At 69.8% G+C, this 24,371-nt stretch carries 25 protein-coding genes and 1 pseudogene; 15 read left to right on the top strand and 11 right to left on the bottom strand.

Annotated elements, in window-relative coordinates:
* Nucleotides 1-140 precede the first annotated feature (140 nt).
* The 3 genes from ACSQ14_RS13175 (at nt 141) to ACSQ14_RS13185 (ending at nt 2,444) form a co-directional block, all read left to right on the top strand.
* Entirely contained in the window at nt 141-989 is an 849-nt protein-coding gene (locus tag ACSQ14_RS13175; RefSeq protein ID WP_436013449.1) for a TauD/TfdA dioxygenase family protein, read from the top strand.
* Between the two features lie 75 nt (nt 990-1,064).
* Nucleotides 1,065-1,655: a carboxymuconolactone decarboxylase family protein gene (locus ACSQ14_RS13180; protein WP_436013451.1), complete on the top strand. Its 591-nt coding sequence runs from the start codon at nt 1,065-1,067 to the stop codon at nt 1,653-1,655.
* 36 nt (nt 1,656-1,691) lie between these two features.
* The gene (locus tag ACSQ14_RS13185) at nt 1,692-2,444 is read left to right on the top strand and encodes an SDR family oxidoreductase (RefSeq protein WP_436013453.1); all 753 of its coding nucleotides are present in this window, start codon (nt 1,692-1,694) and stop codon (nt 2,442-2,444) included.
* A 132-nt stretch (nt 2,445-2,576) separates the two neighbouring features.
* On the opposite strand, the gene ACSQ14_RS13190 is transcribed toward ACSQ14_RS13185, so the two are convergent.
* Nucleotides 2,577-3,023 (bottom strand): hypothetical protein, encoded by a 447-nt coding sequence (locus tag ACSQ14_RS13190; protein WP_436013455.1) that lies wholly within the window; start codon nt 3,021-3,023, stop codon nt 2,577-2,579.
* Between the two features lie 284 nt (nt 3,024-3,307).
* On the opposite strand from ACSQ14_RS13190, the gene ACSQ14_RS13195 reads away from it, so the two are divergent.
* From ACSQ14_RS13195 to ACSQ14_RS13210, 4 genes are all read left to right on the top strand, one after another.
* Nucleotides 3,308-3,988, top strand: a complete 681-nt coding sequence (locus ACSQ14_RS13195; protein WP_436013457.1) for an RBBP9/YdeN family alpha/beta hydrolase — start codon at nt 3,308-3,310, stop codon at nt 3,986-3,988.
* A gap of 14 nt (nt 3,989-4,002) precedes the next feature.
* The gene (locus ACSQ14_RS13200; RefSeq protein ID WP_436013459.1) at nt 4,003-4,920 is read left to right on the top strand and encodes a fatty acid desaturase; all 918 of its coding nucleotides are present in this window, start codon (nt 4,003-4,005) and stop codon (nt 4,918-4,920) included.
* Entirely contained in the window at nt 4,917-5,774 is an 858-nt protein-coding gene (locus ACSQ14_RS13205) for a phosphate/phosphite/phosphonate ABC transporter substrate-binding protein (protein ID WP_436013461.1), read from the top strand. The genes ACSQ14_RS13200 and ACSQ14_RS13205 overlap by 4 nt, the downstream gene beginning before the upstream one ends.
* A 78-nt stretch (nt 5,775-5,852) precedes the next feature.
* Nucleotides 5,853-6,065, top strand: coding sequence for a hypothetical protein (locus tag ACSQ14_RS13210; RefSeq protein ID WP_436013463.1), 213 nt, complete (start codon nt 5,853-5,855; stop codon nt 6,063-6,065).
* Nucleotide 6,066: 1 nt separating this feature from the next.
* Here the strand turns inward: ACSQ14_RS13210 and ACSQ14_RS13215 are convergent, their stop codons facing one another.
* On the bottom strand, nt 6,067-7,989 hold the full coding sequence (locus ACSQ14_RS13215) for an SGNH/GDSL hydrolase family protein (protein ID WP_436013465.1): 1,923 nt from the start codon (nt 7,987-7,989) through the stop codon (nt 6,067-6,069).
* A gap of 235 nt (nt 7,990-8,224) precedes the next feature.
* Between ACSQ14_RS13215 and ACSQ14_RS13220 the strand changes: the two genes are divergently transcribed.
* On the top strand, nt 8,225-8,572 hold the full coding sequence (locus ACSQ14_RS13220) for an acyltransferase family protein (RefSeq protein ID WP_436013467.1): 348 nt from the start codon (nt 8,225-8,227) through the stop codon (nt 8,570-8,572).
* A 22-nt stretch (nt 8,573-8,594) separates the two neighbouring features.
* Nucleotides 8,595-9,155, top strand: a pseudogene (locus ACSQ14_RS13225) (acyltransferase family protein); the annotation flags it as partial.
* A 99-nt stretch (nt 9,156-9,254) separates the two neighbouring features.
* Here the strand turns inward: ACSQ14_RS13225 and ACSQ14_RS13230 are convergent.
* Genes ACSQ14_RS13230 through ACSQ14_RS13240 form a run of 3 tightly spaced genes read right to left on the bottom strand, consistent with a single transcriptional unit; the run spans nt 9,255 to nt 11,406 of the window.
* Nucleotides 9,255-10,436, bottom strand: coding sequence for a kynureninase/PvdN C-terminal domain-containing protein (locus ACSQ14_RS13230; RefSeq protein WP_436013469.1), 1,182 nt, complete (start codon nt 10,434-10,436; stop codon nt 9,255-9,257).
* Nucleotides 10,412-11,203 carry a tryptophan 2,3-dioxygenase gene (locus tag ACSQ14_RS13235; RefSeq protein WP_436013471.1) on the bottom strand — a complete coding sequence of 264 codons (792 nt, stop codon included), beginning with the start codon at nt 11,201-11,203 and terminating at the stop codon, nt 10,412-10,414. Before ACSQ14_RS13235 ends, ACSQ14_RS13230 begins: the two co-directional genes overlap by 25 nt.
* A gap of 41 nt (nt 11,204-11,244) precedes the next feature.
* Nucleotides 11,245-11,406 carry a hypothetical protein gene (locus tag ACSQ14_RS13240; protein ID WP_436013473.1) on the bottom strand — a complete coding sequence of 54 codons (162 nt, stop codon included), beginning with the start codon at nt 11,404-11,406 and terminating at the stop codon, nt 11,245-11,247.
* Nucleotides 11,407-11,503: 97 nt separating this feature from the next.
* On the opposite strand from ACSQ14_RS13240, the gene ACSQ14_RS13245 reads away from it, so the two are divergent.
* The gene (locus ACSQ14_RS13245; RefSeq protein ID WP_436013475.1) at nt 11,504-12,451 is read left to right on the top strand and encodes a LysR substrate-binding domain-containing protein; all 948 of its coding nucleotides are present in this window, start codon (nt 11,504-11,506) and stop codon (nt 12,449-12,451) included.
* Here the strand turns inward: ACSQ14_RS13245 and ACSQ14_RS13250 are convergent.
* The 5 genes from ACSQ14_RS13250 to ACSQ14_RS13270 form a co-directional block, all read right to left on the bottom strand.
* On the bottom strand, nt 12,448-12,732 hold the full coding sequence (locus ACSQ14_RS13250; protein ID WP_436013477.1) for a cytochrome C oxidase subunit IV family protein: 285 nt from the start codon (nt 12,730-12,732) through the stop codon (nt 12,448-12,450). The genes ACSQ14_RS13245 and ACSQ14_RS13250 overlap by 4 nt on opposite strands.
* 5 nt (nt 12,733-12,737) lie before the next feature.
* Nucleotides 12,738-13,349, bottom strand: a complete 612-nt coding sequence (locus ACSQ14_RS13255) for a cytochrome c oxidase subunit 3 (protein WP_436013479.1) — start codon at nt 13,347-13,349, stop codon at nt 12,738-12,740.
* A gap of 49 nt (nt 13,350-13,398) precedes the next feature.
* Nucleotides 13,399-14,181: a hypothetical protein gene (locus ACSQ14_RS13260; RefSeq protein ID WP_436013481.1), complete on the bottom strand. Its 783-nt coding sequence runs from the start codon at nt 14,179-14,181 to the stop codon at nt 13,399-13,401.
* The gene (locus ACSQ14_RS13265; RefSeq protein ID WP_436013483.1) at nt 14,178-14,864 is read right to left on the bottom strand and encodes a hypothetical protein; all 687 of its coding nucleotides are present in this window, start codon (nt 14,862-14,864) and stop codon (nt 14,178-14,180) included. Before ACSQ14_RS13265 ends, ACSQ14_RS13260 begins: the two co-directional genes overlap by 4 nt.
* A 220-nt stretch (nt 14,865-15,084) precedes the next feature.
* Nucleotides 15,085-15,966, bottom strand: coding sequence for a helix-turn-helix transcriptional regulator (locus ACSQ14_RS13270; protein WP_436013485.1), 882 nt, complete (start codon nt 15,964-15,966; stop codon nt 15,085-15,087).
* Nucleotides 15,967-16,231: 265 nt separating this feature from the next.
* Between ACSQ14_RS13270 and ACSQ14_RS13275 the strand changes: the two genes are divergently transcribed.
* Nucleotides 16,232-17,326 (top strand): NAD(P)H-dependent amine dehydrogenase family protein, encoded by a 1,095-nt coding sequence (locus ACSQ14_RS13275; RefSeq protein WP_436013487.1) that lies wholly within the window; start codon nt 16,232-16,234, stop codon nt 17,324-17,326.
* Between the two features lie 87 nt (nt 17,327-17,413).
* On the opposite strand, the gene ACSQ14_RS13280 is transcribed toward ACSQ14_RS13275, so the two are convergent.
* On the bottom strand, nt 17,414-18,382 hold the full coding sequence (locus ACSQ14_RS13280; protein WP_436013489.1) for a hypothetical protein: 969 nt from the start codon (nt 18,380-18,382) through the stop codon (nt 17,414-17,416).
* Nucleotides 18,383-19,030: 648 nt separating this feature from the next.
* Between ACSQ14_RS13280 and ACSQ14_RS13285 the strand changes: the two genes are divergently transcribed.
* From ACSQ14_RS13285 to ACSQ14_RS13300, 4 genes are all read left to right on the top strand, one after another.
* Nucleotides 19,031-20,233 (top strand): glycosyltransferase family 87 protein, encoded by a 1,203-nt coding sequence (locus ACSQ14_RS13285; protein ID WP_436013491.1) that lies wholly within the window; start codon nt 19,031-19,033, stop codon nt 20,231-20,233.
* 717 nt (nt 20,234-20,950) lie between these two features.
* Nucleotides 20,951-21,181 carry a Flp family type IVb pilin gene (locus tag ACSQ14_RS13290; protein WP_436013493.1) on the top strand — a complete coding sequence of 77 codons (231 nt, stop codon included), beginning with the start codon at nt 20,951-20,953 and terminating at the stop codon, nt 21,179-21,181.
* A 64-nt stretch (nt 21,182-21,245) separates the two neighbouring features.
* Nucleotides 21,246-22,100: a Flp pilus assembly protein CpaB gene (cpaB, locus tag ACSQ14_RS13295; RefSeq protein WP_436013495.1), complete on the top strand. Its 855-nt coding sequence runs from the start codon at nt 21,246-21,248 to the stop codon at nt 22,098-22,100.
* A gap of 47 nt (nt 22,101-22,147) precedes the next feature.
* Entirely contained in the window at nt 22,148-24,370 is a 2,223-nt protein-coding gene (locus ACSQ14_RS13300; protein ID WP_436013497.1) for a type II and III secretion system protein family protein, read from the top strand.
* Nucleotide 24,371: the final 1 nt, after the last annotated feature.

Below are 24,371 nucleotides of genomic sequence, written 5' to 3' on the forward strand. Positions count from 1 at the left end.
CCACCGAAAGGCCTCGCGCGCGTCGGATGATGGCGGTAAATCGTTAGGCAATGGCGGCCCGCCTCGTGAATGCGGCCGCCCCGAGCGCGCGACGGTCCCCGCCGCGCGCCGGGAAGAAAGCAAGCTGGAGGAACATCAGGATGAGCGTTTCCGCAGACGCCCGCTTCGACGTCGCCGACGTCACGCCGACGATCGGCAGCACGATACGCTGCGACAAGGCCACGCTGCTGAGCGGCGCCAAGGCGGGCGAGATCCGCCAGATCCTCGAACAGCGCGGCGTGATCGTCTTCCCCGAGGTCAACCTGACCGACGAAGAGCAGATCGCCTTCACCCACACCCTCGGAACCTTCGCGCACGAGGAAGGTGAAGGGATGGCCGGCAAGGACGCCGTCTATCCGATCACCATGGACGAGAAGATCAACCCGATCGCCAGCTACCTGAAGGGCGCCTTCTTCTGGCACATCGACGGCACCATGTCGGACAAGCCGATCCTGGCCTCGATCATGTCCAGCCGCCGGCTGGCGCCGACCGGCGGCGAGACCGAGTTCTGCAACACCTACGCCGCCTGGGACGAACTGCCGGAGGCCGAGAAGGCGCAGCTGGAGAAGCTCCAGGTGGTCCACGCCATGTGGCGCTCGCAGCTCTACTGGCAGCCGGAGCCGAGCCACGCGACGCTCCAGCAATGGATGTCCCGCGGCAAGAACACCCTGCCGCTGGTCTGGAAGCACCGCTCGGGCCGCAAGTCGCTGGTGCTGGGCGCCACCGCCCTGCAGGTCGAGGGCATGGACATCGCCGAGAGCGAATCCCTGCTGGTGCGGCTGCGCGACTGGGCCACCCAGCCGCGGTTCGTCTATCGCCACACCTGGAAGCTCGGCGACATGGTGATCTGGGACAACACCGGCACCATGCACCGCGCCCTGCCCTATGACCACGACAGCGGCCGGCTGATGCACCGCACCAAGCTGGAAGGCGAAGAAGCGTTCGCCTGATCGGTGACGCGGCGGGCGCACCCGCCGGCGCGTTCGCCCTTCCCCACAGCCAGAGACCACGAGAACGGAGCCCCCATGCTGCCGCCCGACCCGCCCGCGCGGATGCCTCAGATCGCGCCCGAGGACTTCTCCGACGAAGCCAAGGAGATGTTCGCCCGCTGGACCCAGGGGCCGTTCAAGGACGCCGACAAGAACCCGGTGCTGAAGACCTTCATCCACGCGCCGAAGCTGGCCGACCTGTTCTCGCAGCTGAACATCCACCTGTTGCTGACCAACAGCGTGCCGGTGCGCCAACGGCAGATCGCGATCATGCGCACCGCCTGGCTCACCAAGGCGACCTACATGTGGTCGAGTCACCTGCGCACCAGCGCCGGTTTCGGCCTTGAGCCGGAGCTCTACGCGCCGCTGAAGGTCGGGGCGGACGATCCCTATTTCACCGAGTTCGAACGGGTGATCATCCGTGCGACCGAGGAGCTGGTGAACGACCGGCGGATCGGCGACGCGAACTGGGCCGCGCTCTCCACCGAGTGGAGCCACGAGCAGATGCTCGACTTCATGTTCACCGTCGGCGCCTACGTGCTGGTCGCCGGCGTGATGCGCTCCACCGGCGTCGAGCGCGAGCCGGAACTGCTGGAGCTGGCGGCGAAATACGGCGCGCCGGACTAGGCGACGAGACGAGTTGAAGGACCGCGTGAGGACAAGATGACGGGAACACTGGCTAACAAGATCGCCCTGGTCACCGGCGCCTCGTCGGGGATCGGCGAGGGCACGGCCCTGGCGCTGGCCGCGGCCGGCGCGACGGTGGCCGTCGCCGCCCGCCGCGCCGACCGGCTGGACGGCCTGGTCCGAAAGATCGAAGCCGCCGGGGGCAAGGCGCTGGCGCTGGCTGGCGACATGACCAACGAGGCGGACGCGAAGCGCGTGGTCGAGGAGACGGTTTCGCAGTTCGGCCGCATCGACATCCTGATCAACTCGGCCGGGGTGATGCAGGCCGGCGGGATCGAGAACTGCGACCTCGACGAATACCGCCGGGTCTTCGACATCAACCTGTTCGCGACGCTCTACACCTGCAACGCGGCCGTGCCGCACATGCTGCAGCAGGGCGGCGGCGACATCGTCACCATCTCTTCGCTCGCCGGGCGCAAGGGCGGGCCGCAGACCAACGCCTATTCAGCGAGCAAGCACGCGGTCAATTCGATGACCGACGCGATGCGCCAGGAGTTGGGCGGCCGCAACATTCGTGTCTGCACGCTGATGCCCGGGGCCACCACCACGGAGGTGGGCGACAACATCTCCGACCCGAACTGGCGCCAGGCGATCCAGGCGCACGTCGCCAAGGACGGCGCGGTGCTGCCGTCGGAAGTGGGCGACACCATCGTCTTCATCCTGTCGCTGCCCCGGCGGGTGAACATCTCCGAGATCTGCGTCCGCCCGACCATCGACACCACCGCCTGATCCCGGCGCCGCCGGGCGCCGCGCCGATTTACTCGGGCACGGTCCAACACACCCGCTGTTGATAGATGGCGGGCGCTGCCCGGCCGCCCGGCCGTCTAGGCGGGTTGGAGCCGTGCTGCTCCTCCGACGTGATCAGTGGCCGCTTGGCCGCGGCGCGACGAAGCCGGTGTTCCCCAGCTTGCCGGAGTTGGTCGTGACCGGCGGCGGGGCAGAGGTCTTCGGATCAATCCCCTGCGGAGCGTGGCTTGGCTGCGTCGGTGGGGACCCGATCTTCGAGCGCAGCGAAGCCGTTTCGAAGGCGCAAACGCCGAGGCGGTAAGAGGCCAGGGCTTCAAGATCATTTTCTTGCCGGGAGAATTTCAACCCTGCACGAAACGCGTCGAGATACTCATTGTATTGATCGGGGCCGACCCCGTTCGGCTCGTGCAATTGCCGCTGGATTTCCGCCGCAGCCCATCCGCGGGCTCGCATTTCCGCCTGCTCGCTCATGCAATCGGACGGGGAGACCTGATGGCGACCGTCGGCCTTGACCGGCGAGGTTGTCGCGCAGACCGAAAGCGTGATCGCCGCGAGCGCCAAGTGCCGCGTCAAGCCATGAGCCGGTCGAAAACTGCGAACAAAGGCGCCTCTGATCACGTCTTATCCCCCTTTTTATTTGCGGCTATTTGGCTAGCGGCATCGGACATCCAGCTCAAGACTTCCTTCGATCTCGTGGGGACGGCGGCGGTGTTTGCTCCGTTTAACTGGCCGATGCGACGATCGGCGGCGCCGATAGCTTCTCTAATTGCCTACTAAATCGATCTGAATTGATGGCGAAGGCGTTGCGACGCATCAAGGAGCGTCCTCCGACCCGAGCCCAGACCGTGACCGCACCCGCCCCCTCCGCCGCCGCGCCACGCCCGACCGAGCTGTCGGGGCGACGCCTGGCGGCTCGCGCCCCGGCGCGGCGCGACGCCGTCCGCGCCGAGGCTGCGGGGTATCCGGTCCTGATCGTCGCGGGCCTCAACAACTCCGGTCCCGGGCATTGGCAGAGCCATTGGCAGCGCGCCCTGCCCGCCGCCGAGCGCGTCGAGCAGGCGGACTGGGGCCGCCCCGACCTCGACGCCTGGCTGCAGCGGCTGGCGCTGGCGGTCGAGCGGCGCCCCGGCGCCTTGCTCGTCGCCCATAGCCTGGGGTGCATCCTGGCCGCGCACCTGGCGCTGCGGCCGCAGGCGCTGCAGGTCGCCGGCGCGCTGCTGGTGGCGCCGGCCGACGTCGATACTCACGGACCCGCCGGCCGGCTGGTCGAGAGCTCCGGGCCGGCGCCGCGCCGCCGGCTGCCGTTCCCGACGACGGTCGTGGCCAGCCGCAACGATCCGTACATGAGCTACCCGACGGCGACCCGGCTGGCGCAGGACTGGGGCGGGACGCTCGTCGATCTCGGCGCGGCCGGCCACGTCAACGTCGAGTCCGGCCACGGCCCCTGGCCGGAAGGGCTCGCCCTGCTCGGCCAGCTGGCCCGGCGGACCGCCTCGCCCGCCCTCTCCCCTCTTCACGAGCTGTAGAAAACGAGACCGATATGGCGCTGGAGCTAGCCGCCCGCCGCAAGATCAATGGCGCGACCCTGCTGGTCGCGGCGCTGATCTATGGCCACTGGGGGGCGCTCACCCTCAACGCCGCCGAGATGCCGCCGCTGCTGGTCGCCGCGCTCGGCGGCTGGCTGCTCGCCTGGCAGGGCTCGCTGCAGCACGAGACCATCCACGGCCACCCGACGCCGTGGCGGCGGATCAACCAGCTGCTCGGCTGCCCGCCGCTGAACCTCTGGCTGCCTTATGAGCGCTACCGCGCGCTGCACATGGCGCACCATGCGACCGAGCAGCTGACCGTTCCGGGCCACGACCCCGAGGCGCGCTATCTCGCCGAGCACGCCGGCCCGTTCGGCCGCCTCGCCGCGCGGCTGACCGCGACCCTGCTCGGCCGGCTGGTGCTCGGCCCGCCGCTGGAGATCGGCGGCTTCCTGGTCGCCGAGGCGAAGGCGGCGCTGGCCGACCGACCCGGCGTGCGGCGGGCCTGGGCGCTGCACCTGGTCTGGGTCGCGGCGATCGCGGCCTGGCTGGTCGGCGTCTGCGGCTTCGGCCTGGGCGAGTATCTGCTGTGCTTCGTCTATCCAGGCGCGGCGCTGTCGCTGCTGCGCTCGTTCGCCGAGCACCGGGCCGACCCAGAGCCCGGGCGGCGGATCGCGGTCGTCGAGAACGCGCCGGTCCTCGGGCTGCTCTACCTGAACAACAACCTGCACGCGGCGCACCACGCCTTCCCGCAGGCCTCATGGCGCGAGCTGCCCGGGCTCTACGCGCGGCATCGCAGCGCGCTGCTCGCCGCCAACGGCGGGCTGGTCTACCGCGGATACGGCGAGGTCTTCCGCCGTTTCCTGTTCGCGCCGCACGACGCCGTCATCCACCCGCAACTCGGCGCCGTCGCGCCGGAGGCCGTCGCATGAACGCCTGGTCCCCCGTCCCGCCGACCTGCCACGCCGCGACCGCGCTGGCGCCGATCGCGGCCCTTCAGATGTACGACGGGCCGCAACTGCAGGCGGCCAACGACGCGCTGTGGCGCGCCGTCGCCGAGCGCCTGACCGCCGAGGGCGTCGCCGACGTGCCGGCGCAGCTGACCCGCGCGCCGGACCTCGCGGCGACCTGGAGCTCGCCCGCCCTGCTGCTGGCGCAGACCTGCGGCTATCCGCTGATCAAGGGCCTGGGCGACCGCGTCCAGCTGGTGGCCACGCCGCGTTACCGCGCGCCAGGCTGCGAGGGGCCGTTCCGCCGGAGCGCCGTGGTCGTCCGCGCGCACGATCCCGCCGATCGGCTCGCCGAGTTGCGCGGCGCGCGCTGCGCGGTGAACGACGCGATGTCGGATTCCGGCATGAACCTGCTGCGCGCGGCGGTCGCGCCGCTGGCCGACGGCCGCGCCTTCTTCCAGGAGGTGGTCATCACCGGCTCGCACCTCGCCAGCGCCGAGGCGGTGGCTGGCGGCGACGCCGACGTCGCAGCGCTGGACGCCGTCAGCTATGCGCATCTGCGCCGCTTCCGGCCGGAGCTCGCCTGGCGGCTGCGCCGGCTGGCCTGGACCGAGCGGACGCCCGGCCTGCCGCTGATCACCGCCGCCACGACGCCGGCCGCCACCCTCGCCGCGCTGCGGCGCGCGCTCGCCGGCGTCGCCGCCGACCCGCGCTTCGCCGAAGTGCGCGAGACCCTGCTGCTCGACGGCTTCAGCCCGCTGCCGCTGCACTACTACCGGCTGACGGCGCACCGCGAAGAGCGCGCCCAGGCGCTGGGCTATCCGACGCTGCAATGAGCGCGAGCGGCAAGCGTGGCGATCGAGAGTGTCCGCCAGTGGACGGAACGCGGCGCCGAGCCACCCTAGGCTGGCGCCATGTCCCAGACAGAGGCCACCCTCGACATCGCCGATGTCTTTCGCCGACGCGCCTGGCAGGCCGAGGCCGAGGCGCGACGGGCCACTGACGAGGTCACCCGGGAGGTCCTGACGCTCGTCGCCGAGACCTGGCGGGAGCTGGCCTTGAGCGCGGCCAGGCGGCATCGACGGCGCGAGGCGGCGCTCGCCAAGTCCATGGTCGCGCAAGACTAGGTCAGCCGCCGACGATCCAGCTCTCCGGCGGACTCGCGGTCTGGAAACCGATCAGCCGCATCTGCCCGCCGTCGAACGACAGCAGGGTGTCGGATCCCGACTGGCTCAGGCTGTAGCTCGTCCCCGGATCGAGCAGCACGCGGTCGCCCTCGGCCGGGTTGAAGCCCTGCACCCGGTCCAGGCCGCCGCCGGCGTGGAAGACATCGCCCCCAGCGCCGCCGACGATGGTGTCGTCGCCCAGGTCGCCCGACAGCCAGTCGTCGCCCTGGGCCCCGCGGACCAGGTCCGCCGCCTGCCCGCCTCGCAGCGTGTCGGCGCCTGAGCCGCCGGTCACGGTGTCGGTGCCGAGATTGCCGTTGGCGATGTTGCGGCCGCTGGACGCCAGGGCGTCGATCACGTCGGCGCCCTGGCCGCCGAGCAGCCAGTCGCCGCTGGCCGAGCGGCCGACCAGGCGGTCGTCGCCGGTGTTGCCGTTGACGTCGTCGAACCCTGCGCCGCCCTCGAGGGTGTCGTTCCCGCCGCCGCCGCGCAGATAGTTGGCGCCGCCGAGCACGGCGATCAGGTCGTCCCCCGCCCCGCCCTCGACGCGCACGTCGGCGCCGCGCAGGCGGCCGTCCAGCAGCAGGTTCGCCGCGCTCGGGCCGGCGACCTGCAGCCGGTAGGTTCCGGCCGTCACGCCGACGCCGTCGACCTCGACCACATAGTCGCCGCCCGCAGGCGCCACGAACTGCAGGTGCGCATCCAGCCCCAGCCCGCCGTCGTCGTTCTCGGCGACCACCGCGCCGGCGGCGTCGAGCACCCGCACCACGGGGTCGGCCAGGCTGGCGACGCCGCTGCTGACGCCGATCAGATCGACCACATAGGTCGCGCCGCCGCTCAGCGCGGCGGTGAACCGGTCCACGCCGGCCACGGGGATGTCGCCCAGCGCCTGCGCGCCGATCGCCGGGGCGGCGGTCCAGTCAAGCGGCCCGCCGGGGTTCGCCAGCGCGTCGAGGATCTCCGAGGCGATCTGGGCGTGGGTCTGGGCGGTCGGATGCAGCTTGTCGAAGAACAGGAAGCCGCGGCCGGTCGGATCCAGCGCGCCGCCCTGGGCGGTGAGCGCCTGAACGACGTTGGCGAAGGCGTACTGGGCCGGGTTGGCGGTCACCGCGTCGGTGTAGGCGTCGAAGTGGAACTGCAGCAGGGTCGAGCCGACCGGCCGCGACAGCCCCGCAAGCTGCGCCTCCACCAGATCGTCGACCTTGTGCGCGTACTCCGCCGCCAAGCTGCGCCGAGCGGCCTCGTCCTGGCCGCCGAGATAGGCGGGCACGGCGCCGACATTGGGCACGTCGGCGACCACGACATGCCGCGCGCCGAGGGCGAACAGGCGGGCGACTTCCTGAACCAGCTCGGCGGCGATGGCGGCGATCCGCGCCTCGGCCTCGGCGCCGGTCACCGCCGCGCCGCCGGTGGGCACGAGGGCGAGGATGTCGTTCGCGCCGACGCCGACCACGTAGAGGGCGTTCGGATCGGCGGTGTAGGTCTCGTAGATCCTGACCTGCGCCTCGAGCGCCGGCGCCGGATCCGGCCCCTGGATCACCCGCGCGCCGCCATAGGCGAAGCTCAGGTTGTTCCCCTCGGGGCGGTTGCCGATCGGGGTCGGAAAGCCGAGCTGGCTCTCGGCGACGCCATAGGGAAAGGTCGGCTTCTGGGCGAGGCCCAAGGCCTTGTTGCTGATCAGGTCGCCGTAGTTGTAGCCATTGCTGAAGCGCCCGCCGAAATAGCCCCTGTCGGCGGTCGGCGCGCCGTCCGGAACCGAGGCGAACGGGAACCTGCCGAGCTGCTCGGCGGCCCGCAGGTCATTGCCCGGATCGAGCAGGCTGTCGCCGAAAGTGTAGACGCCGGTGAAGGCCGGCAGCGGCGCGGCGGAAGGCTCGGCAGGCATGGAGATGCTCGCGTGTCGCTGCTCCGACTTGGCAGGAGGTCACTGACGCGGCCGGGCGAAGTTCGTTGCAGCGCCGGCTGTTGAACTTGTCTTGAGCCGCCTCGCCTGGCGCAAAGCGCGCGGCGGCTTTCCGCATTTCCAGGACGGGACATGTCCTCCGCTAATGGTCTCGCGGCGCGCGGCGCGCCACTTTCCCGCGCCGCGGGGGCTCCGCCGGTGAGGACGTCATCGTCCGATGCTGCTGAACCTGCAGATGCTGCGGGCGCTCGCCGCGTATCTCGTGGTGCTGGTGCATGCCGAGCCGCTCGCCGTGCGCGCCGGACTGCCGGAGCGCTCGCTGCATTTCGGCGCCAGCGGGGTCGATCTGTTCTTCGTGATCAGCGGCATGATCATGGTGATCACCACCGCCGATCGGCGGCACACGCCGCTGTCCTTTCTTCGCGACCGGCTGACGCGGATTGCGCCGCTCTACTGGGCCATCACCCTGGCCGTGTTCGCGATGGCCTGGGTCGCTCCCGCCCTCCTGCAGTCAACGACGGCCGATCCCGTTCACCTGCTCAAGTCCATGGCCTTCGTGCCCTAAGTCCGGGCCGGCGGGGATCTCAATCCGATCGTCTTCGTCGGGTTGGTCGCTGAACTATGAGATGATGTTCTACCTGCTGTTTTCGCTGAGTTTTATTGCTCGGCGACAGCTGATCGGGGTGACGGCGACCGGCCTGCTGCTGGCGGGCGTCGTGCTCGCCGGCCTGTGGCGGCCGCCGGCCGATCCGGTGCTGGGCTTCTACTGCAACCCGATGATGCTGGAGTTCGTCGCCGGCATGGCCCTGGGCCTGCTGCTCCCTCGACTGCGTCCCGGGACGGCCTGGCGATGGCCGGCGGCGGTCGCCGGCGCGGCGGGCCTGGTGCTGATGCTGCTGTGCAGCGCGGTCTGGCTCGACCAACGCGCCTGGACCGTGCCGCTGCTGGCGAGCCTCGTCGTCGCCTCGGCCGTGATCGCCGAGCGCGCCGGCCTGACCGTCAGGGCCGGCTGGGTGCTGCTGCTAGGCGCGGCCTCCTACGCCGTCTACCTCACCCACTTCTTCTGCACCCAGGCGTTCGCTGAGGCGGCCGAGCGGCTGCAACTCGGCCCGGTCGGCTCGGCGGCGCTCATTCCCCTGACCCTGGTCGCCGTCGGCGTCCTGGGGGTGGCGACGCACCGGGCGCTGGAGCTGCCGCTGACGAAATGGGCGCGGCGCGCGCTGGAGCCTGGCGCCCGCCGCCGGCCGCTACAGGCCGCTGCGGCAGGCCGCGCAGAGGCGATCGACGTCCCCGGCGTCGTGGTAGAGGCCAAAGCCGATCCGCAGCACGTCGTCGCGCACATCGGTCAGGACGTGGCGCTCGGCCAGGGCCCGGCTCCAGGCGGCGGCCTCCGGATGGCGGAAGGCCAGGAAGCGGGCGGCGGGCCGATCGCCCGGCGGGTTGAGCAGGGTCGCTTCGGCGAGCCGCCCGGCCCGACCGGACCGCATCTCTGACAGCAGTTGGCCCTGCAACGCCGCGACATGGGCGCTGACGACCGGCGTGCTCAGCCCGTTCTCGTCGAGCATCCGCGCGGCGGCGACGAAGCGATAGAGGCCCGACGGATCGAAGGTCGCGCCGAGGAAGCGGCCGGCGTCGCGGCGATAGCCGACCGCCCCGGCGACGCCCTCCAGATCGGCGAACTCGGCGTACCAGCCGCTGACCACCGGGCGCGGGCCGAAGCCGGGCGGCGCGTGCAGGAAGGCCGCGCCCTCGCCGGCCATGGCGTACTTGTAGCCGCCCGCCAGATAGAAGAGACGATCGGCCACCGCCGCGAGGTCGGTCGGCACGGCGCGGAACCCGTGGTAGCCGTCGACCACCAGCCACGGGCCCTCAGGCCTGGTCAGCTCGGCCAGCCGCCAGGCCTCGTCGAAGACCACGCCGCTCTTGAAGAAGACGTGGCTGACGAAGACCAGGTCGAAGACGCCCGACCGCGCCACCTGGGTGAACCGCTCGGCGAAGTCCGGGTCCTCGGCCGCCACCAGGGTGAGCTCGATCTCGCCGGCCTCCGCCCAGCGCTGCGCCTGCCGACGGAAGGAATGGAATTCGCCGTCGGTGGCCAGCACCCGCAGCGGCCGCCGCGGAAAGGCCGACATCAGCGCAACCAGCAACGCATGGGTGTTCGGCGCGAACACCACGCTGTCGGCCGACGGCAGCGACAGCTCGCGCGCGACGCGGGCCTGGGCCGCGGGATAGACCTCGCCCATCACCCGCGCCCATTTGCGGTCGGCCAGGACGGCGGCGTCCTGCCAGGCCTGCAGCTGGGCTTCGAAGGTGGCGTCCGGCCACAGGTGATGACTGTGCGCGGCGTAGTGCAGGCGCTGCGGATCGGCCGCCAGCGCGCGGGAAAAGAGGTCCTTGCGGGCGCTCAAAGCTTGGTCCTGAGCGACCACAGCTCCGGGAAGCAGCGCCGCTGCAGGGTGCGGGCGAGATAGCCGCTGCCCTCGGTGCCGCCGGTCCCCGGGCGGCCGCCGATGATCCGCTCGACCGTCAGCATGTGCTTGTGCCGCCAGGTCAGCAGGGCGTCGTCCAGGTCGACCAGCTTTTCGGCCAACTGGTAGAGCGCCCAGTAGCGCTCCGGCTCGCGGTAGACCGCCAGCCAGGCCGCCTCGACCGCCTCGCTCGGCTGATAGGGCTCGGTGACGTCGCGGCCCAGCACGCTGGCCGGCAGGTCAAGGCCGCTGCGCGCCAGTTCGGCGAGCGCGGCGTCATAGAGGCTGGGCTCGCCGAGCGCCTGGGCCAGTTGCGCATGGGCCGCCGAGCCTGGTGCGTGAAACCGCAGGAACTGCGCGTCCTTCAGCCCGAGCAGGTATTCCACCGTCCGGAACTGATGCGACTGGAAGCCGGAGCTGGGGCCGAGCTTGTCGCGGAAGCTCAGGTAGTCGGCCGGCGTCATGGTCGCCAGCACGTCCCACGACAGGGTCATGATCATCTGGATCCGCGAGACCCGGGCCAGCGCCTTGTAGGCCGGCTCCAGGTCGCCGGAGGCGACCAGCGCCCGCGCCAGGGTCACCTCGTGGATGATCTCCTTGAGCCAGAGCTCCTTGTTCTGGTGGATGACGATGAACAGCAGTTCGTCGTGGCAATCGCTCAGCGGCCGCTGCGCAGACAGCAGCTCGTCGAGGGCGAGATAGCGCGCATAGGACATCGGCTCGCTCATGAGCCGAATTTAGGCCCGCCGGCCGGCGAATGTCTCTGTCCCTAGTGCGGGTGCGAGAGCTGGTTCAGGCCGCCGGCCAGCCGATCGTGCGCTTCCGGCGCGGCGGGCGCCTGACGCCGGCGCAGCGCGACCCGCCAGAGCGCGCCGACCACCAGCACCCAGCCATAAGGAACGTCGCGGTGCAACTTGCTCAGCTCTTCCATGGCGGCCTGCCCTTCTGCCGGAAAATCCAGGGAGAAGGTGCCGGCTGGACACCGCCGCCTCAAACGGGTTCTCCTGCTACCTGCATAAGGACTGCTTATGTCTGACCCGCTCGCCGCCATCCCGCTCAGCGCCATCCGCGTGTTCGAGGCCGCCGCCCGTCTGGGCAGCTTCACCCGCGCCGCCGGCGAGCTCGGCATGACCCAGGCCGCGGTGAGCTGGCAGGTCAAGGCGCTGGAGAAGCGGCTCGATCAGCCGCTGTTCCTGCGGCTGCCGCGGGAGGTGGCGCTGACGCCGGCCGGCGAACGGCTGGCGCGGGCGGCGAGCGAGGCGATGGCGGCCTTGCGCAGCGCGCTGGCCGACATCACCGGCGATGGCGAGGCCGTGCTGGCGATCACCACCCTGCAGACCTTCGCGACCCGCTGGCTGGCCGGCCGGCTGGGCGGCTTCCAGCTGGCGCATCCGCAGATCGCCGTCCGCCTCGACTCGGACAACCGCATGCGCGACCTGCTGCGCGGCGAGGCCGATGTCGCGCTGCGCTGGAGCCGGCGTCAGCCCTGGCCGGGCCTGGAGGCGATCTTCCTGTTCCCGACGGCGGAGACGGCGCTGGTCACGCCCGAGGCGATGGCCAAGCTCGGCCCGAACCCACGGCCCGCAGACCTGCTGAACGCGCCCCGGATCGGCATCGAGGCGGAATGGGCGGAATGGTTCCGCAATATCGGGGTCGCGACGCCGCCGACCGGGCCCGCGCCGGCCCGGCTCTCGGCCGACACCCAGGCGCTGGAGGTGTCCGCCGCCATGGCCAGCGGCGGCGTGGCGCTCGGCTCGCCGGTGATGTTCGCCGCCGACATTGCGGCCGGCCGGCTGCTCCAGCCGTTCGACGTCTATATCGCCGAGGATACCGGCTACTGGCTGCTCTATCCGCAGGACCGCCGCCGCACCCGCAAGATCGCCGCCTTCCGCGACTGGCTGCTGGCCGAACTCGCCGCCGACGCCACCGCCCAGAGCATGCTGCGCCGCCACCCCGGCCTGGCGGCCAGGGACTAGAGGCGGCCGCCGAGGAAGTAGGCGGCGACCAGGGCTGCGACCAGCAACCCGAGCCAGGCGTCGGTCAGGTAGCGCAGCAGCGCCGGCGCGTGACGGACGTCCATGAACTCGCGGAAGATCACCCGCACCTTGATCGCCGAGATCAGGATGACGCTGAGCGTCACGCCGGCGTTGGGCTCGAACCCTTGGCCGCGCTGCACGCTGATCCACCAGGACACTAGGGTGATCGCCGACAGGCCGAACCAGGCGATCGGCAGTCTGGCCCGAGACAGGAGACGCATCCCAATCACCTCATCACGTAGAGCAGAGCGAAGATGATCACCCACAGGAAGTCGACCATGTGCCAGTAGGTGGTTCCGGTCTCGATGATTTCCTGCGAGCGGCGCGCCGGGCTCCACAGCTGGTAGACCACGACGCCGAGCACGATGAACCCCACCAGCACGTGCAAGAGATGCATGCCGGTCAGGAAGTAATAAAACGAGAAGAACTCGTTGGTCGAAAAGGTGAGGCCCTGCTCGATCTTGACGATCCACTCGTAGAGCTTCGAGCCGCAGAACACCAAGCCGATGAAGATCGTCAGGAAGACCGCCCTCAGCGCGCCGCGATAGTCGCCCTGCCGCGAGCGCTGGGCGCAGCGCGCGACCGACCACGAACTGGTCAGCAGGATCAGGGTGTTGAGCACCCCGACGCCCTGGCTGAGGTGCGCCTGGGAGCGCAGGTAGAGTTCGGGATCGGCGGCGCGGTGGAGCACGTAGACGACGAAGTAGCTCGAGAAGATCAGCGCCTCGAACAGCACGAGGGCCCACATGTCCGGCTGCCCGGGGACGGCCAGCGCGGGACGGCCCGCCTGCTCCGCGGCCACGGACCGGCGGACGTCGGCGTCTGCGACGTGGGTCATCGACGGGTCTTTCTGGTTTGAATCGCGGACGACATCAGTGCGCATGAGGTCAGTCCCGGATCGGACCGGCGCTCAGGTCCTCCTCGACGATCATCTTCCGAAGCAGCGTGATGAAGGCCGAGGTGTAGATCACGAACACCACCATGTTGATGTAGAAGGCGATCACGCCGTTCCAGGCGAACGGGCCGCTCTTGAAGATCCAGGTCGGCGCGATCACCACCTCGGTCATCGCGTTACAGATGTTGAGGTAGGCGAACCACTTGGGCAGCACCCGGTTCTTGTCGATCAGGATGGCCACCGCCCAGACGACGGAGCCGATCAGGAAGATGCCCATGGTGCCGCCGAACGCCATGAAGCCGAAGTCGTAGAGCAGGCTGATCTGGCTCAGGTCCCGGTCCGGGCGCATGGCCCCGACCGACAGGACGATGCAGGTCAACAGCATGCCGGGGACGGCCGCGAGCGAATAGATCGCCAAGTACGAATAGGCGAAGGCCGGACTGACCGACATGCGTCGCATCGAATAGGCGATCAGCGCATTGGCGGGCGTCGTGAAGCCGGCGATCAGGAAGATGATCCCGAACCCGGCGAGCACGCCGAGGTGGTTGTCGTTGAACCATTGCCCGATCCGCACCAGCTCCCACCAGGGCTGCGGCGGCGGCTGGGTGCGCGACATCACGAAGAAGACGATGCCGAAGATGTTGTAGAAGACGACGATCGCGCCCCAGGCGAGCCACAGCTCCAGCTTCGGGTTGTGACGCCATTGCCCGACGATCCGATCCAGTATCGAGTTGCGCGGCGGCGGCGGCGCGAGGCTCTCGACCGCGCCGTTCACGCCGCCGCCCCTTGCTCGCGACGCTGACGGTAGATGGTCTGGCCGAGCACCACCGCCATGACCAGGATCCACAGGCCGATCGCGATGTTCTTCACCCAGAACGACAGCAGGCCGTCCCAGGCGATCGGCCCCTCGGTGGCCAGGGCGACGAAGGAGGCCGGCGCAAGTGCTGCGGCGACGACCAGGTTGAAGTGCGCGACCCAGGTCTTGAAGACCGGTTTCGGCTGGCGGTCGAGGTAGATCGACAGCGCAAGGATGACGCTCTGGCCGATCAGGAAGCCGACCTGGCCGGTGAAGGTCACCCAGGCCAGGTCATTGAACAGCTGGATCAGCTCCGGGTCGCGCTCCGGACGGAAGGCGGCGAGCAGCCAGAACAGGTCGGCCATGAAGAACAGGGTCGGTCCCCCGGTCAGGCAGCCGTAGAAGCAGAAGGCGAGGATCGGCGTCTGATGCGCCATCCGGCGGATCTGCATCACGATCAGCGCCAGGAACGGGATCAGCGCGACGCCGAACCAGTTGAACACCACCATGCTGTAGCGGATGCGCGGCAGATTTTCCGGGTCGCGATAGAAGGCCGCGACCGCCTCGGCCGACAGGGTCGGCGACATCGGATGGACGAAACCCGGGAAGGTGAGAAACGCCAGCCCCCAGATCAGCGCCAGCAGCGGGAGCGACCAGAGCAACAAGAGCTCTCCATTCACGCTCTTCATATCAATCCACTCCCGACAGCCATATTCGCGCGCAGCACGTGCCGATCACGGCCCACCAGGGGCCGGCTCAACTTTGTGGGCGAAGAATAGAAGCGCGCCGGGAGCGCCACTACATTCAGAATTGGCCAGCAGGCTGAAAATTGGACGCAAGCCGTCCGCCGGGATGTCCGATGACCGAAGCCGGATCAGCCGGTCAGTGGCGCAGCAGGGTCTGCCGGAACTGGCCGGGCGTCATCCCCGCCGCCCGCCGGAAGGCGAAGCAGAAGTTCGACGACGAGGCGAAGCCCAGGGCCGCGGCGATCGCCGTGACGCTCTGGTCGCTCGCCAGCAGCCGCTTGGCGTGCTCCATCTGGCTTTCGGCGACATAGGCGCCGATCGAGGCCCCGCGGCTGGCGCGGAAGCCGCGGGTCAGTTGCCGCACCGAGATCCGGCAGAGGTCGGCCAGCACCGGCAGGGTGGGCGCCTCGCGCACCTCCTTCAGCCGCTCATCGATCAGCCGCAATTGCCAGGGCGCGAGGCCGCCGTGCGGCTGGCCTTTTCCGATCGCGCCGCCGAGGCGGAACAGCTCGATGGTCAGTTGCCCGGCCAGCAGTTCGACCAGCATTTCGCTGGCGAAGCCGGGCTGCTTGGCCTCTTCGGCGAGGCGCAGCAGCACCTGGCGGACCTTGGCGTCGCGGACGTCGAGGGTGGCCCGCAGGTGCTGGTCGGTCAGCGCCGGCCGGCCGTCGAACAGCTTGAGCATGGGCTCGGGCGCGAGTTCGCAGATGATCGAGGTCAACGACGAGGCCTCGTCGCTCTTGGCGAGCAGTTCGAGGTTCGGCGGCATGACGAAGATGTCGCCGATGCGCTCGAAGCGCTGCGCGGCCCACTGATCCTGAAAGCGGCCGCGACTGCTGCGATGGCGCGACGTCAGGCACAGCTCGACGCGGAAGGCGCCGTCGGTGCGCAGCACGCTCTCGGGAGGCTCGGCGAAGTGATAGCGCACAAGCTGCACCTGAGCGCTCGATGACCTGAGCGCCGCCTCGACCTCGATGGCCCCTTTTGCGGCCTCCGCCATCCGCTGATGGTAAGTCATCCAGGCCCCCGACCAAAGCCCACCGCGCGGCGAGCCCACGACCGCGCCGCCGCCGGCTTCGTCGAGCATGGCGCCGTTGCGCTCGCGCGCAAATGGCCGGGCGCGGGTCTGCTCAGAGCGGCAGGCGGTTGCCGGCCAGAATTCAGCGTCGCGGCCAATCCTCAACGTTGCCCTGCGGGGGCGCTGGACTAGCGTTGTCGGCCACGGGACCGAGCCCCGCGGCCACGCGGCTCGCCCCCAAGACAGAACACAGCGGAGGAATTCCATGTCGCAGCGCTATCGGGTCATCCAATGGGCCACCGGCAACTGCGGCGCGCGGGCGATGCGCGAGGTGATCCGCGATCCGCGGATGGAGCTCGTCGGGGTGCTGACCTACGACCCGGCGAAGCACGGGGTCGACGCCGGCGAGCTGTGCGGCGAGGCGCCGATCGGCATCAAGGCGACCACCGACCGCGCCGCCATCCTCGCGCTGCAGGCGGACTGCGTGAGCTACATGCCGCGCGCAACCGGCAGCGGGATCACCCGCGCCGGCCTGCCCATCGAGCAACTGCTCGACGACGCCCTGGCGATCACCGGCTCCGGCAAGAACATCGTCACCACCTGCACCGACTTCTTCGACGGCGGCCACGAGCGGCTCGGCGAAGGGCGCGACCGGCTGACCGCAGCCTGCCAGCACAGCGGCGCGACCATCTACGCCAGCGGCGGCGACCCCGGGTGGTTCACCGAGACCCTGCCCCTGCCCTTCCTCGCCAACATGCGGCGCATCGACCACATCGAGCTCGAGGAGTTCGGCGACATGTCCCGCCGGCCGTCGCCCCACATGCTGTTCGAGCAGATGCGGTTCGGAAAGCCGCTCGAAGAGTACGACGTCGAACGTCGCAAGACCCATCTCTACGGCGAGTACCTGCCGACGGTGCGCTCCCTGGCCAAGGTCGCCGGGCTGGAGATCGACGAATGGGGCGTCGAGGGCGGGGTGGCCGCGGCGCGGGTCGACACCGAGATCGCCGCCGGGTCGCTCAAGGCCGGCACCGCCGCGGCCCAGCGGATCATCATCTACGGGCTGAGCCAGGGCGTCGAACGCATCCGCTTCATCCAGTACGGCTACGTGACCCGCGACATCGTCCCCGACTGGGGCATGGGCCCGCTCGGCTGGCGGCTGAAGTTCAAGGGCGACACCCCGCTGCACGTCGAGATCCCCTGGCAGGTGCCGCTGGACCGGATCCACGACTTCGTCCCGGGCTTCAACGTCAACGGCCTGGTCAACGCCATCCCCTACCTGAGCACTGCGCGGCCCGGCTTCGTGACCGCCGCCGACCTGCCGCCGATCCTGGCGAGCGGACCGCAGTTGACTGCGGGCTAGGCCGGCGCGAGCAGCAGGCGTCGTGCTTGCGCCCCTGCGTGCGCCCGAAGTGGCGTTGTCGGTGAACCTGAACGATCTGCAGCCGCCTCAGGCGAGCGGCCGCGCGACGAGTTCGGCGTCAAGCCACCGCTTCACCCAGCCCCTGACGCGCTCTTCTTCCCCCAGCAGGTCGTGGCAGCCGCGATAGGTGACCGTGAACAGGCCGCGCTCCTGCAGCCGCAGCACAGCCTCCTCGAACCGGTCCGCGAGCCGTCCGCCGCGGGCGCCGCTGGCCAGCTCTTGCGCGACGCCGATCGCATTGAGCACCGTACCGACCCGGCGCACGACCGGGCGGGATTCAGCGCCGGCCAGGCTGAGGTAAAGGCCGAGCTTCTTGGCGAGCACATCGGCTCCGCGGTTCATCCGATGATCGAAGTCCAGCAGCGCGGGATTCAGCCGACGGGTCGGCGCGTCGTTCCAGCAAGCCTTCAACCCCGGCCGCAGCGACACCACAAAGGCGGTCTGCCCCTCCCCCACCGGCGCCACGGACAACAGCGGTTCGTCGTCGTCGCCGACTGTCAGGCGGCCCAGGCGCATCAGTTCACGGCCGATCTGCTCCTCCAGGGCCTGACGCTCGTCACCCCAACGTCGACAGCCCTTCGCGTCCAGGAATTCGGCGCAGCTCACGAGGCGGACCTCGGAGCCCTCCGCCTGAAAGCGATCGACCAGGACCGTCAAGACGTCCAGGGCCAACGGCGAGATGGCGTGAAGCTCCCGCCACGCCGTAGCGGCGTCGACGGCGTCCAGCCGTACGCGGACAGGCTCAAAACCGATACGCAGAGTGATCTGAGCGCAGCCCTCGCCCTGTCGCCAGCCGGCGGCCTCCGCGCCGGGTCCGCCGCACATCAACGCTCCCATTAACGCGCGCAAGGTCAGATGATCCGGCGCAACAACGCCCGAGGGCGCGCCATCGTCGGTGGTCTCGCGCAGTCCGCGTCGAACTCTCGCTTGCAGTAAATCGATCGGATGCAACGGCGTCACCGCCGCACTGCTCAGACGGCTGATCTCGCCGCTCAAGCCGGCGCCCTGTCTGCGTGCCAGCATCGCTCGCCCCTTTCCCCACCGCGGTCTCCCGCTGGCCGCAACCTTGAGTGCGATGAAGAAGAACCAAACTAACGAATGTTAGACTCTGGTTTGGAATGATGGTGCAGCGCACAGGCCCGTCAGGGCGGTCGCTACTTAGCGTAGCGCCGCACAACCCGGCGCGGCAAGAATCAACCTTTCCGGGATTTAGCGTAAGCACGTACTGGCCGTCGAATATTCACGCTATTCAGGTATTCGTCAGGAAGCGATGAGCGGCGCCTTCAGCGGCGTCTGGGCGTGCGCACACCCGTAGGTTCGCCGGCGACCCGAACGCGCAGCGTTGCACGCAGCATCTCCAGGTAGAGACGGCCGAAGCCGGCGGAAGGGATCGACCCGCGGACAGCGCGCGAGCTTGAGGCAAGCATACCTAACATCCTTTAATTCAGTTCTCCCTCCTTGCACTCAAGCTTGTCTACTGCGGGTCTAGCCCGCGGCTGTCTTAGTCGCGACCGCGGGCGCCCTCGCCGAATTCCTTGAGATCCAAGGTGGCTGTCCGAGCCGCCGCGTCGCGCGACCGGCGCGCGTCGGGAGCTATCAGCAATGCGCCGGCGGATCAGTTCTGCGGGCGCCGGAGCAAAGCAGATGTCGGGTCTGATTTCCCCCTTGCGCGATGCCGCCTGGTTCGACGCAGCGCGCGGCCGAAACTACCCGAAAGTGATCGCCCTCTGTTACCTGCCGATCCTCATCGTCGGCTTCTATGTTCTCGTCCTGCACGACAGCCAGTCGGACTTCGCCGCCTTTTGGGCTGCCGCCCGGCTAAGCTGGCGCGATCCGCTTGCAGCGTGGGATTTTCATCAGGTCGCAGCGCTGCAGACCTGGTTCCCGGAAGACCGCTGGGTGCCATTCGTCAGCCCTCCGCAGTTCCTGCTGCTGGTCGCGCCGTTCGGTCTGCTCCCGTTCGGCCTCGCCCATGCGCTCTGGTTCGGCCTCACCTTCGCGCTGTACCTGCTGGCCGGCAGAGGGTTGTTGAGCGGCTGGACGCTCGCCGCCTTCTCGCCAGTGTTGATGGTCGGCATTGGCGGGCAGACGGGCCTCCTGACCGCGGCGCTGATCATTGGCGCGATCAACCTGCTCGAGCGCCGCCCGTTGCTCGCCGGCCTGTTGTTCGGAATGCTGATCATCAAGCCGCACCTGGCGTTGCTCGTCCCGTTCGCGCTCCTGGCGGGACGGCGGTGGCGGGCTATCGCCGGCGCTGTGGCGGGCTCCGCAGGCCTGCTCCTGCTGAGCTACGCCGCCTTCGGCCCCGAGTCGTTCGAAGCCTTTCTGCGCGCCAACAGCCTATCGCGCGAAGTCCTCACCAGCGGCGTCCATGCCCTCAAAATGCAGTCGGTGTTCTCGACGGTGCTGGCCTTGCGCGGGGGGATTGCGCTTGCGAGCCTGACTCAGGCGATCGCCGCCGGGGCTGTCGCCTATCTGGTCTATCGATGCTGGCGCGCGCCCGGGGAGACGCTCCCCAAGGGCGCCGTCCTCACGGCGGCCATCCCGCTGGCGACGCCCTACGTCTATGGCTACGACATGGCCTTGGCGGTTCCCGCGCTCGCTTGGCTGATCCGTGAAGGCGCGCGCAACGGCTTCGCCCCGTGGGAGAAGCTCACGATCGGGGCCGCGTTCGCCGCGCCGCTCATGGCCGAGCCTCTGGCCCGCGCTGGCCTGGGGCTCAACCTAGGACCGCTTCTGCAGATCGTTCTGCTGACCTTGATCCTCCGGCGGCTCGGGGCGCCGCCGTCAGGCGCGCTCGCAGCCGAGCGCCCGGCAACCGACGGGCACACCAGCTCCTATGGCTGACGCCCTCGGCGGGGACATGCATTGCATCATAGTCATCGCCGTACAGGCGCCGCCGCCCCGACGCGATGGCCGAGCTTGAGCGGGCGGCCGCATCGGGCGGCGGGATAGACGACCGGACGCCGTAGCGCTCGACCGCCTCATCGAAGAGGCGCTGTGCGCCGTGCCTAGATCCGTAGGTAACGCGCTGCGAAGGCTCGCCGCCTGCCCGCTCGTCCCTGTAGGGGCGGCTTGACGTGGGCATTGGCCAGCGTCGGCATCCCGAGCCGCATGAAACGCATCAGGGCGAAGGCCGTCGGTGACCCCGGGAGGGCGTCTCCTTCCCGCAACTGCCGGGATCGGGCGTGCGACCGTCAGCGGCGCGAGCCGTCGCCGACGATCGCGTTGTCGGACGCCGGCGCGCTTGTTCATGGCCGATGATCCGCAGCAAGGCGGCACGGCTTGCAGATCTCGCTGAATATTTCCGAGCTCTCCTCACGACCTCATTTGATGCGCTCGCATCCGCAACTTGGCACGAAGTCACGACATCCGCGCCTTCCGCGAGGGCTATTTTTACAAGTGTTTACAAATCACTAACGCCGACATGCCAGGCGAAACGCGCGTCTCCGGACGGCAGTGAGGCGAAAATACGGCTGCTATCATCCAGCTACCGATCGAGTTGTGATCGGCTTCCTCGCGTAATCAGCGCGCGATCAATCTTTAATTCAGGGAGCCAACAAGATGCTCAAGACCTACATCGCCATCAAATCTCAAGCCGATGTCCTGAAGGACCACGCCGTCGCTCACCTCGATGGGTTGAAGACGCGTCTCTCGAAAGACGAGAGCGGCGCAGCTCTGATCGAATACACCATCCTCATCGGCCTGATCACCGTCGCCGCCATCACCGCGATCATCGCGGTGGGCACCTGGGTGAGCGGCAAATGGACTGCCCTGGATACGGCCCTCGTCTAGCCAACGCGTGCGGGCGGCGCAACAGCGTCGCCCGCCCATCACGACCTGACCGCAGGAGACCTCCATGCGCAATATCGGCTTCGTACTGCTGCTCGTCTCGGTCGTGCTCGGCGGCCTGGTCGTCATGGGCATTCGCCATCTGAGCGCCGCGCGAGCCACGCCTGAACAAGGCGTTGCGCGTACGGCCATCGTGGTCGCAACCCGAGCCGTCGGGTTTGGGGAGCCGATCACCGCAGAGGTGCTGCGGCTTCAGCCATGGCCGCAGGGCGCGGTTCCGCAAGGAGCCTTCAACAGTGTCGCCCAGGTCACCGCCCAGAAGCGTGTGGCGCTTGGCCCGATCGCCGCCAACGAGCCGGTGCTCACCAGCCGCATCTCCGGTCCCGGCGGCCGCGCCACGCTATCCGGCGTCATCCGCGAGGGTATGCGCGCCACGACCATTCGGGTGAACGACGTCTTCGGCGTCGCCGGCTTCGTGCTGCCGGGCGATTTCGTCGACGTGCTCATCACCCGCGACGAAGGATCCCAGAGCTCGGGCAACATGCGCACCGACGTGCTGCTGCGCAGCATCCGCGTCCTGGCGGTCGATCAGCTGGCGAATGAAAGCAAGAACGACCCGGTCGTCGCCAAGGCCGCGACCATCGAGGTCACGCCCGAGCAGGCCCAAAAGCTCGCCCTGGCCTCTCAGGTCGGCACACTCTCACTGTCCCTGCGCGGCACGATCGATCCGCTGGCCAGCGACAAGGAAGGCGCGCCAACCACGGTCCGCACCGCCGACCTGCGGCTGCAGGGCGCGTCCGCGCCGGCCGCCCCCAGGGCAGTTCGCGCCGCTCCGCGCCGCCGCGCGGCCCCGGCCGGTCCGACCATCGAGATCATCCGTGGCTCCGACGCCACGTTCGCCCGCGTGCCGAGCGTCGGCTGAACCGGGCAACCATCTGTAGGGGGCAGGCCAGAGCGCCTGAAAAGTCGATGCCTTCCAACCGTCGATCCACTCGTCCCGGCCCGCGCAAGCTGCTCGGCGCACTGCTCGCCACCACCGCCATGTTCTGCGCCATCAGCGCGGACGCGACGGCCCAGCCTTACGCTCCGGAAGGCGCGGTGCGGGACGTGACGGCCGACTCCTCCGGCTATGGCGGTCAGGTGGCCCTGCCGATGGGCGGCTCGCGGATCCTGCGCTTCAACCGGCCGATCGGCCGGGTGATGCTCGGCAACCCCAAGGTCGGGGACGTCATCCCGCTGGGCGAACGGACTCTCTACGTGCTCGGCACGGCGCCTGGCGCCACTAATCTGACCGTCATGCCGCGCGGCGGCGGCGAGCCGCTCGCCACCCTCGACCTTCGGGTGGGCTACGACGTCGAGAACATCCGGCGCGCCGCACGCCAGGTTCTGCCCAACGAGGCGCTGGACGTCAGCGCCCATGGCGACGGCTTGGTGCTGACCGGCGTGCTCAGCTCGTCGGCCGCCGCCGCCCGGGCCGCCTCGCTCGCCGAACAGTTCGCGCCGGGCCACGTGGTGAACCTCACCAGCATTCGCGCCGCCGAACAGGTCATGCTCTCGGTCCGCGTCGCCGAGGTGCAACGCAGCGCCCTGCAGCAGTTGGGTCTGAGCAACCTGAACGCGCTCTGGGACACGACCGGAGCCCTGACCTTCGCCGCGCCGACGCTGAACCCGGACGTGGTCGCCAATCTGATCGGCCGCGACGTGAGCGGCGATTGGACCTTCGAGGCGGTGTTCGACGCGCTGGAGCGCAGGGGCTTCGCCTCGACTCTCGCGGAACCCAACCTCGTGGCCCTTTCCGGCGAAACGGCCGTCTTCTTCGCCGGCGGCGAGTTCCCGATTCCTGTGCCCCAGGTGGGCGCCGGCACCGACACCATCACCATCGAATACAAGCAGTATGGGGTGAGCGTCGGCTTCACGCCCACTGTGTCCGGGGACAGCATCAACCTGGCCGTCGCGCCGGAAGTCAGCGCGCTCGATCCGGCCAACAGCGTGGTGCTGCAGGGCTTCCGCATCCCAGGCCTGACCACCCGCCGCGCCAAGACCACCGTCGAGCTGCGCAACGGCCAGAGCTTCGCGATCGCCGGCCTGATCAAGCGGGATTTCACCGACAACCTGCGGGGCATCCCGGGCGCCGCGCGCTTGCCGGTGTTCGGCGCGCTGTTCCGCTCGACTGGCTACCAGAACAACGAGACCGAGGTGATCATCATCGTCACGGCTCACCTCGCAAAGCCGACCCATAAGGAAAACCTGATCGCGCCGACGGACGTGCGGCAGGGCCCCAGCGAGGCGGACCTCTTCTTCATGGGCGCCACGGACAAGGCCCTCCCCCAGGCGCGGCCACAGGCGAGCGCCACGAGCCGGACGCCCCAGGCTCAACCGGGCGCCGCCGGCCCCGCTGACCTCGCGTCGAACCCGATGGCCTCAACGCCCCTCACGCCGCCAGCCGCCATGCTCGCCGTGAACCAGTTGGTCCCCGCGACGCCGGCGCCCGCGGCGCCGCAGCCGTCGCCGACCGCAGCCGCCGCACCGCCGATGGTCCGGCCGACCGCGTCGGCGGCCGCCGCCCCGGTCTCGGCCCCTGCGCCGAAACCGGTCGCGGTGACGCCCATTCCGGCCGCCAAGCCGGCGCCTGCGGCCACCGTCGCCTCCGCGCCGCGGGCCGCCCCGGCCGCCTACGCCTTGGCCCCTGCCGCCAAGCCCGCAGCCCCGCTCGCCGCAGCCCAGCTCGCGGTCCGACCAGCCGCGCCGCCGGCCAACGTCACCCGCGCCGCCCCCACGCCGCGGCCGGCCCCGTCCTCCCACGCCGTGACTCCGCCCGCGAGGCCCGCGGTTGCGGTCGCCGCAGCCAAGCCCGCGGCCCGACCAGCAGCGGCGGCAGTCACGGCTCGCGCCACGCTGCCAGCCGCCACGCTTCCAGCCGCCCCGATGCCCTACGTGGCCATCGCCGCCGCCAAGCCCGCGCCGGCGATCGCCCTGAACGCCTCGGCGACAGGCTCGGCCGCCCCGCCTTCCGGCGCAGCGCAGAAGCCCGCGGCGCCGACGGCCAAGCCGGTCGCCGCTGACCAGGTGGCTGCGGCGCAGCCGGCGAGCGCCGCCAAGCTTCAGGTCGCGTCGACGACCTTGCGGGGGACGCTCCCGTTCAACTCCACCCCCACCAGCGACGCCGCGGCGGCTTCCGCCGGCGGCCGGTAAG

Origin of the sequence: Phenylobacterium sp. LjRoot219 (assembly GCF_964252995.1) — a bacterium.
Lineage (GTDB): Bacteria > Pseudomonadota > Alphaproteobacteria > Caulobacterales > Caulobacteraceae > Phenylobacterium.

Bases quoted from the DNA above. Each gene is read 5' to 3' on its own strand.
- ACSQ14_RS13175 (WP_436013449.1), top strand. From the start codon at position 141: ATGAGCGTTTCCGCAGACGCCCGCTTCGACGTCGCCGACGTCACGCCG.
- ACSQ14_RS13180 (WP_436013451.1), top strand. From the start codon at position 1,065: ATGCTGCCGCCCGACCCGCCCGCGCGGATGCCTCAGATCGCGCCCGAG.
- ACSQ14_RS13185 (WP_436013453.1), top strand. From the start codon at position 1,692: ATGACGGGAACACTGGCTAACAAGATCGCCCTGGTCACCGGCGCCTCG.
- ACSQ14_RS13200 (WP_436013459.1), top strand. From the start codon at position 4,003: ATGGCGCTGGAGCTAGCCGCCCGCCGCAAGATCAATGGCGCGACCCTG.
- ACSQ14_RS13205 (WP_436013461.1), top strand. From the start codon at position 4,917: ATGAACGCCTGGTCCCCCGTCCCGCCGACCTGCCACGCCGCGACCGCG.
- ACSQ14_RS13210 (WP_436013463.1), top strand. From the start codon at position 5,853: ATGTCCCAGACAGAGGCCACCCTCGACATCGCCGATGTCTTTCGCCGA.
- ACSQ14_RS13215 (WP_436013465.1), bottom strand. From the start codon at position 7,989: ATGCCTGCCGAGCCTTCCGCCGCGCCGCTGCCGGCCTTCACCGGCGTC.
- ACSQ14_RS13220 (WP_436013467.1), top strand. From the start codon at position 8,225: ATGCTGCTGAACCTGCAGATGCTGCGGGCGCTCGCCGCGTATCTCGTG.
- ACSQ14_RS13235 (WP_436013471.1), bottom strand. From the start codon at position 11,203: ATGAGCGAGCCGATGTCCTATGCGCGCTATCTCGCCCTCGACGAGCTG.
- ACSQ14_RS13240 (WP_436013473.1), bottom strand. From the start codon at position 11,406: ATGGAAGAGCTGAGCAAGTTGCACCGCGACGTTCCTTATGGCTGGGTG.
- ACSQ14_RS13245 (WP_436013475.1), top strand. From the start codon at position 11,504: ATGTCTGACCCGCTCGCCGCCATCCCGCTCAGCGCCATCCGCGTGTTC.
- ACSQ14_RS13250 (WP_436013477.1), bottom strand. From the start codon at position 12,732: ATGCGTCTCCTGTCTCGGGCCAGACTGCCGATCGCCTGGTTCGGCCTG.
- ACSQ14_RS13255 (WP_436013479.1), bottom strand. From the start codon at position 13,349: ATGACCCACGTCGCAGACGCCGACGTCCGCCGGTCCGTGGCCGCGGAG.
- ACSQ14_RS13270 (WP_436013485.1), bottom strand. From the start codon at position 15,966: ATGACTTACCATCAGCGGATGGCGGAGGCCGCAAAAGGGGCCATCGAG.
- ACSQ14_RS13275 (WP_436013487.1), top strand. From the start codon at position 16,232: ATGTCGCAGCGCTATCGGGTCATCCAATGGGCCACCGGCAACTGCGGC.
- ACSQ14_RS13285 (WP_436013491.1), top strand. From the start codon at position 19,031: ATGTCGGGTCTGATTTCCCCCTTGCGCGATGCCGCCTGGTTCGACGCA.
- ACSQ14_RS13290 (WP_436013493.1), top strand. From the start codon at position 20,951: ATGCTCAAGACCTACATCGCCATCAAATCTCAAGCCGATGTCCTGAAG.
- cpaB (WP_436013495.1), top strand. From the start codon at position 21,246: ATGCGCAATATCGGCTTCGTACTGCTGCTCGTCTCGGTCGTGCTCGGC.
- ACSQ14_RS13300 (WP_436013497.1), top strand. From the start codon at position 22,148: ATGCCTTCCAACCGTCGATCCACTCGTCCCGGCCCGCGCAAGCTGCTC.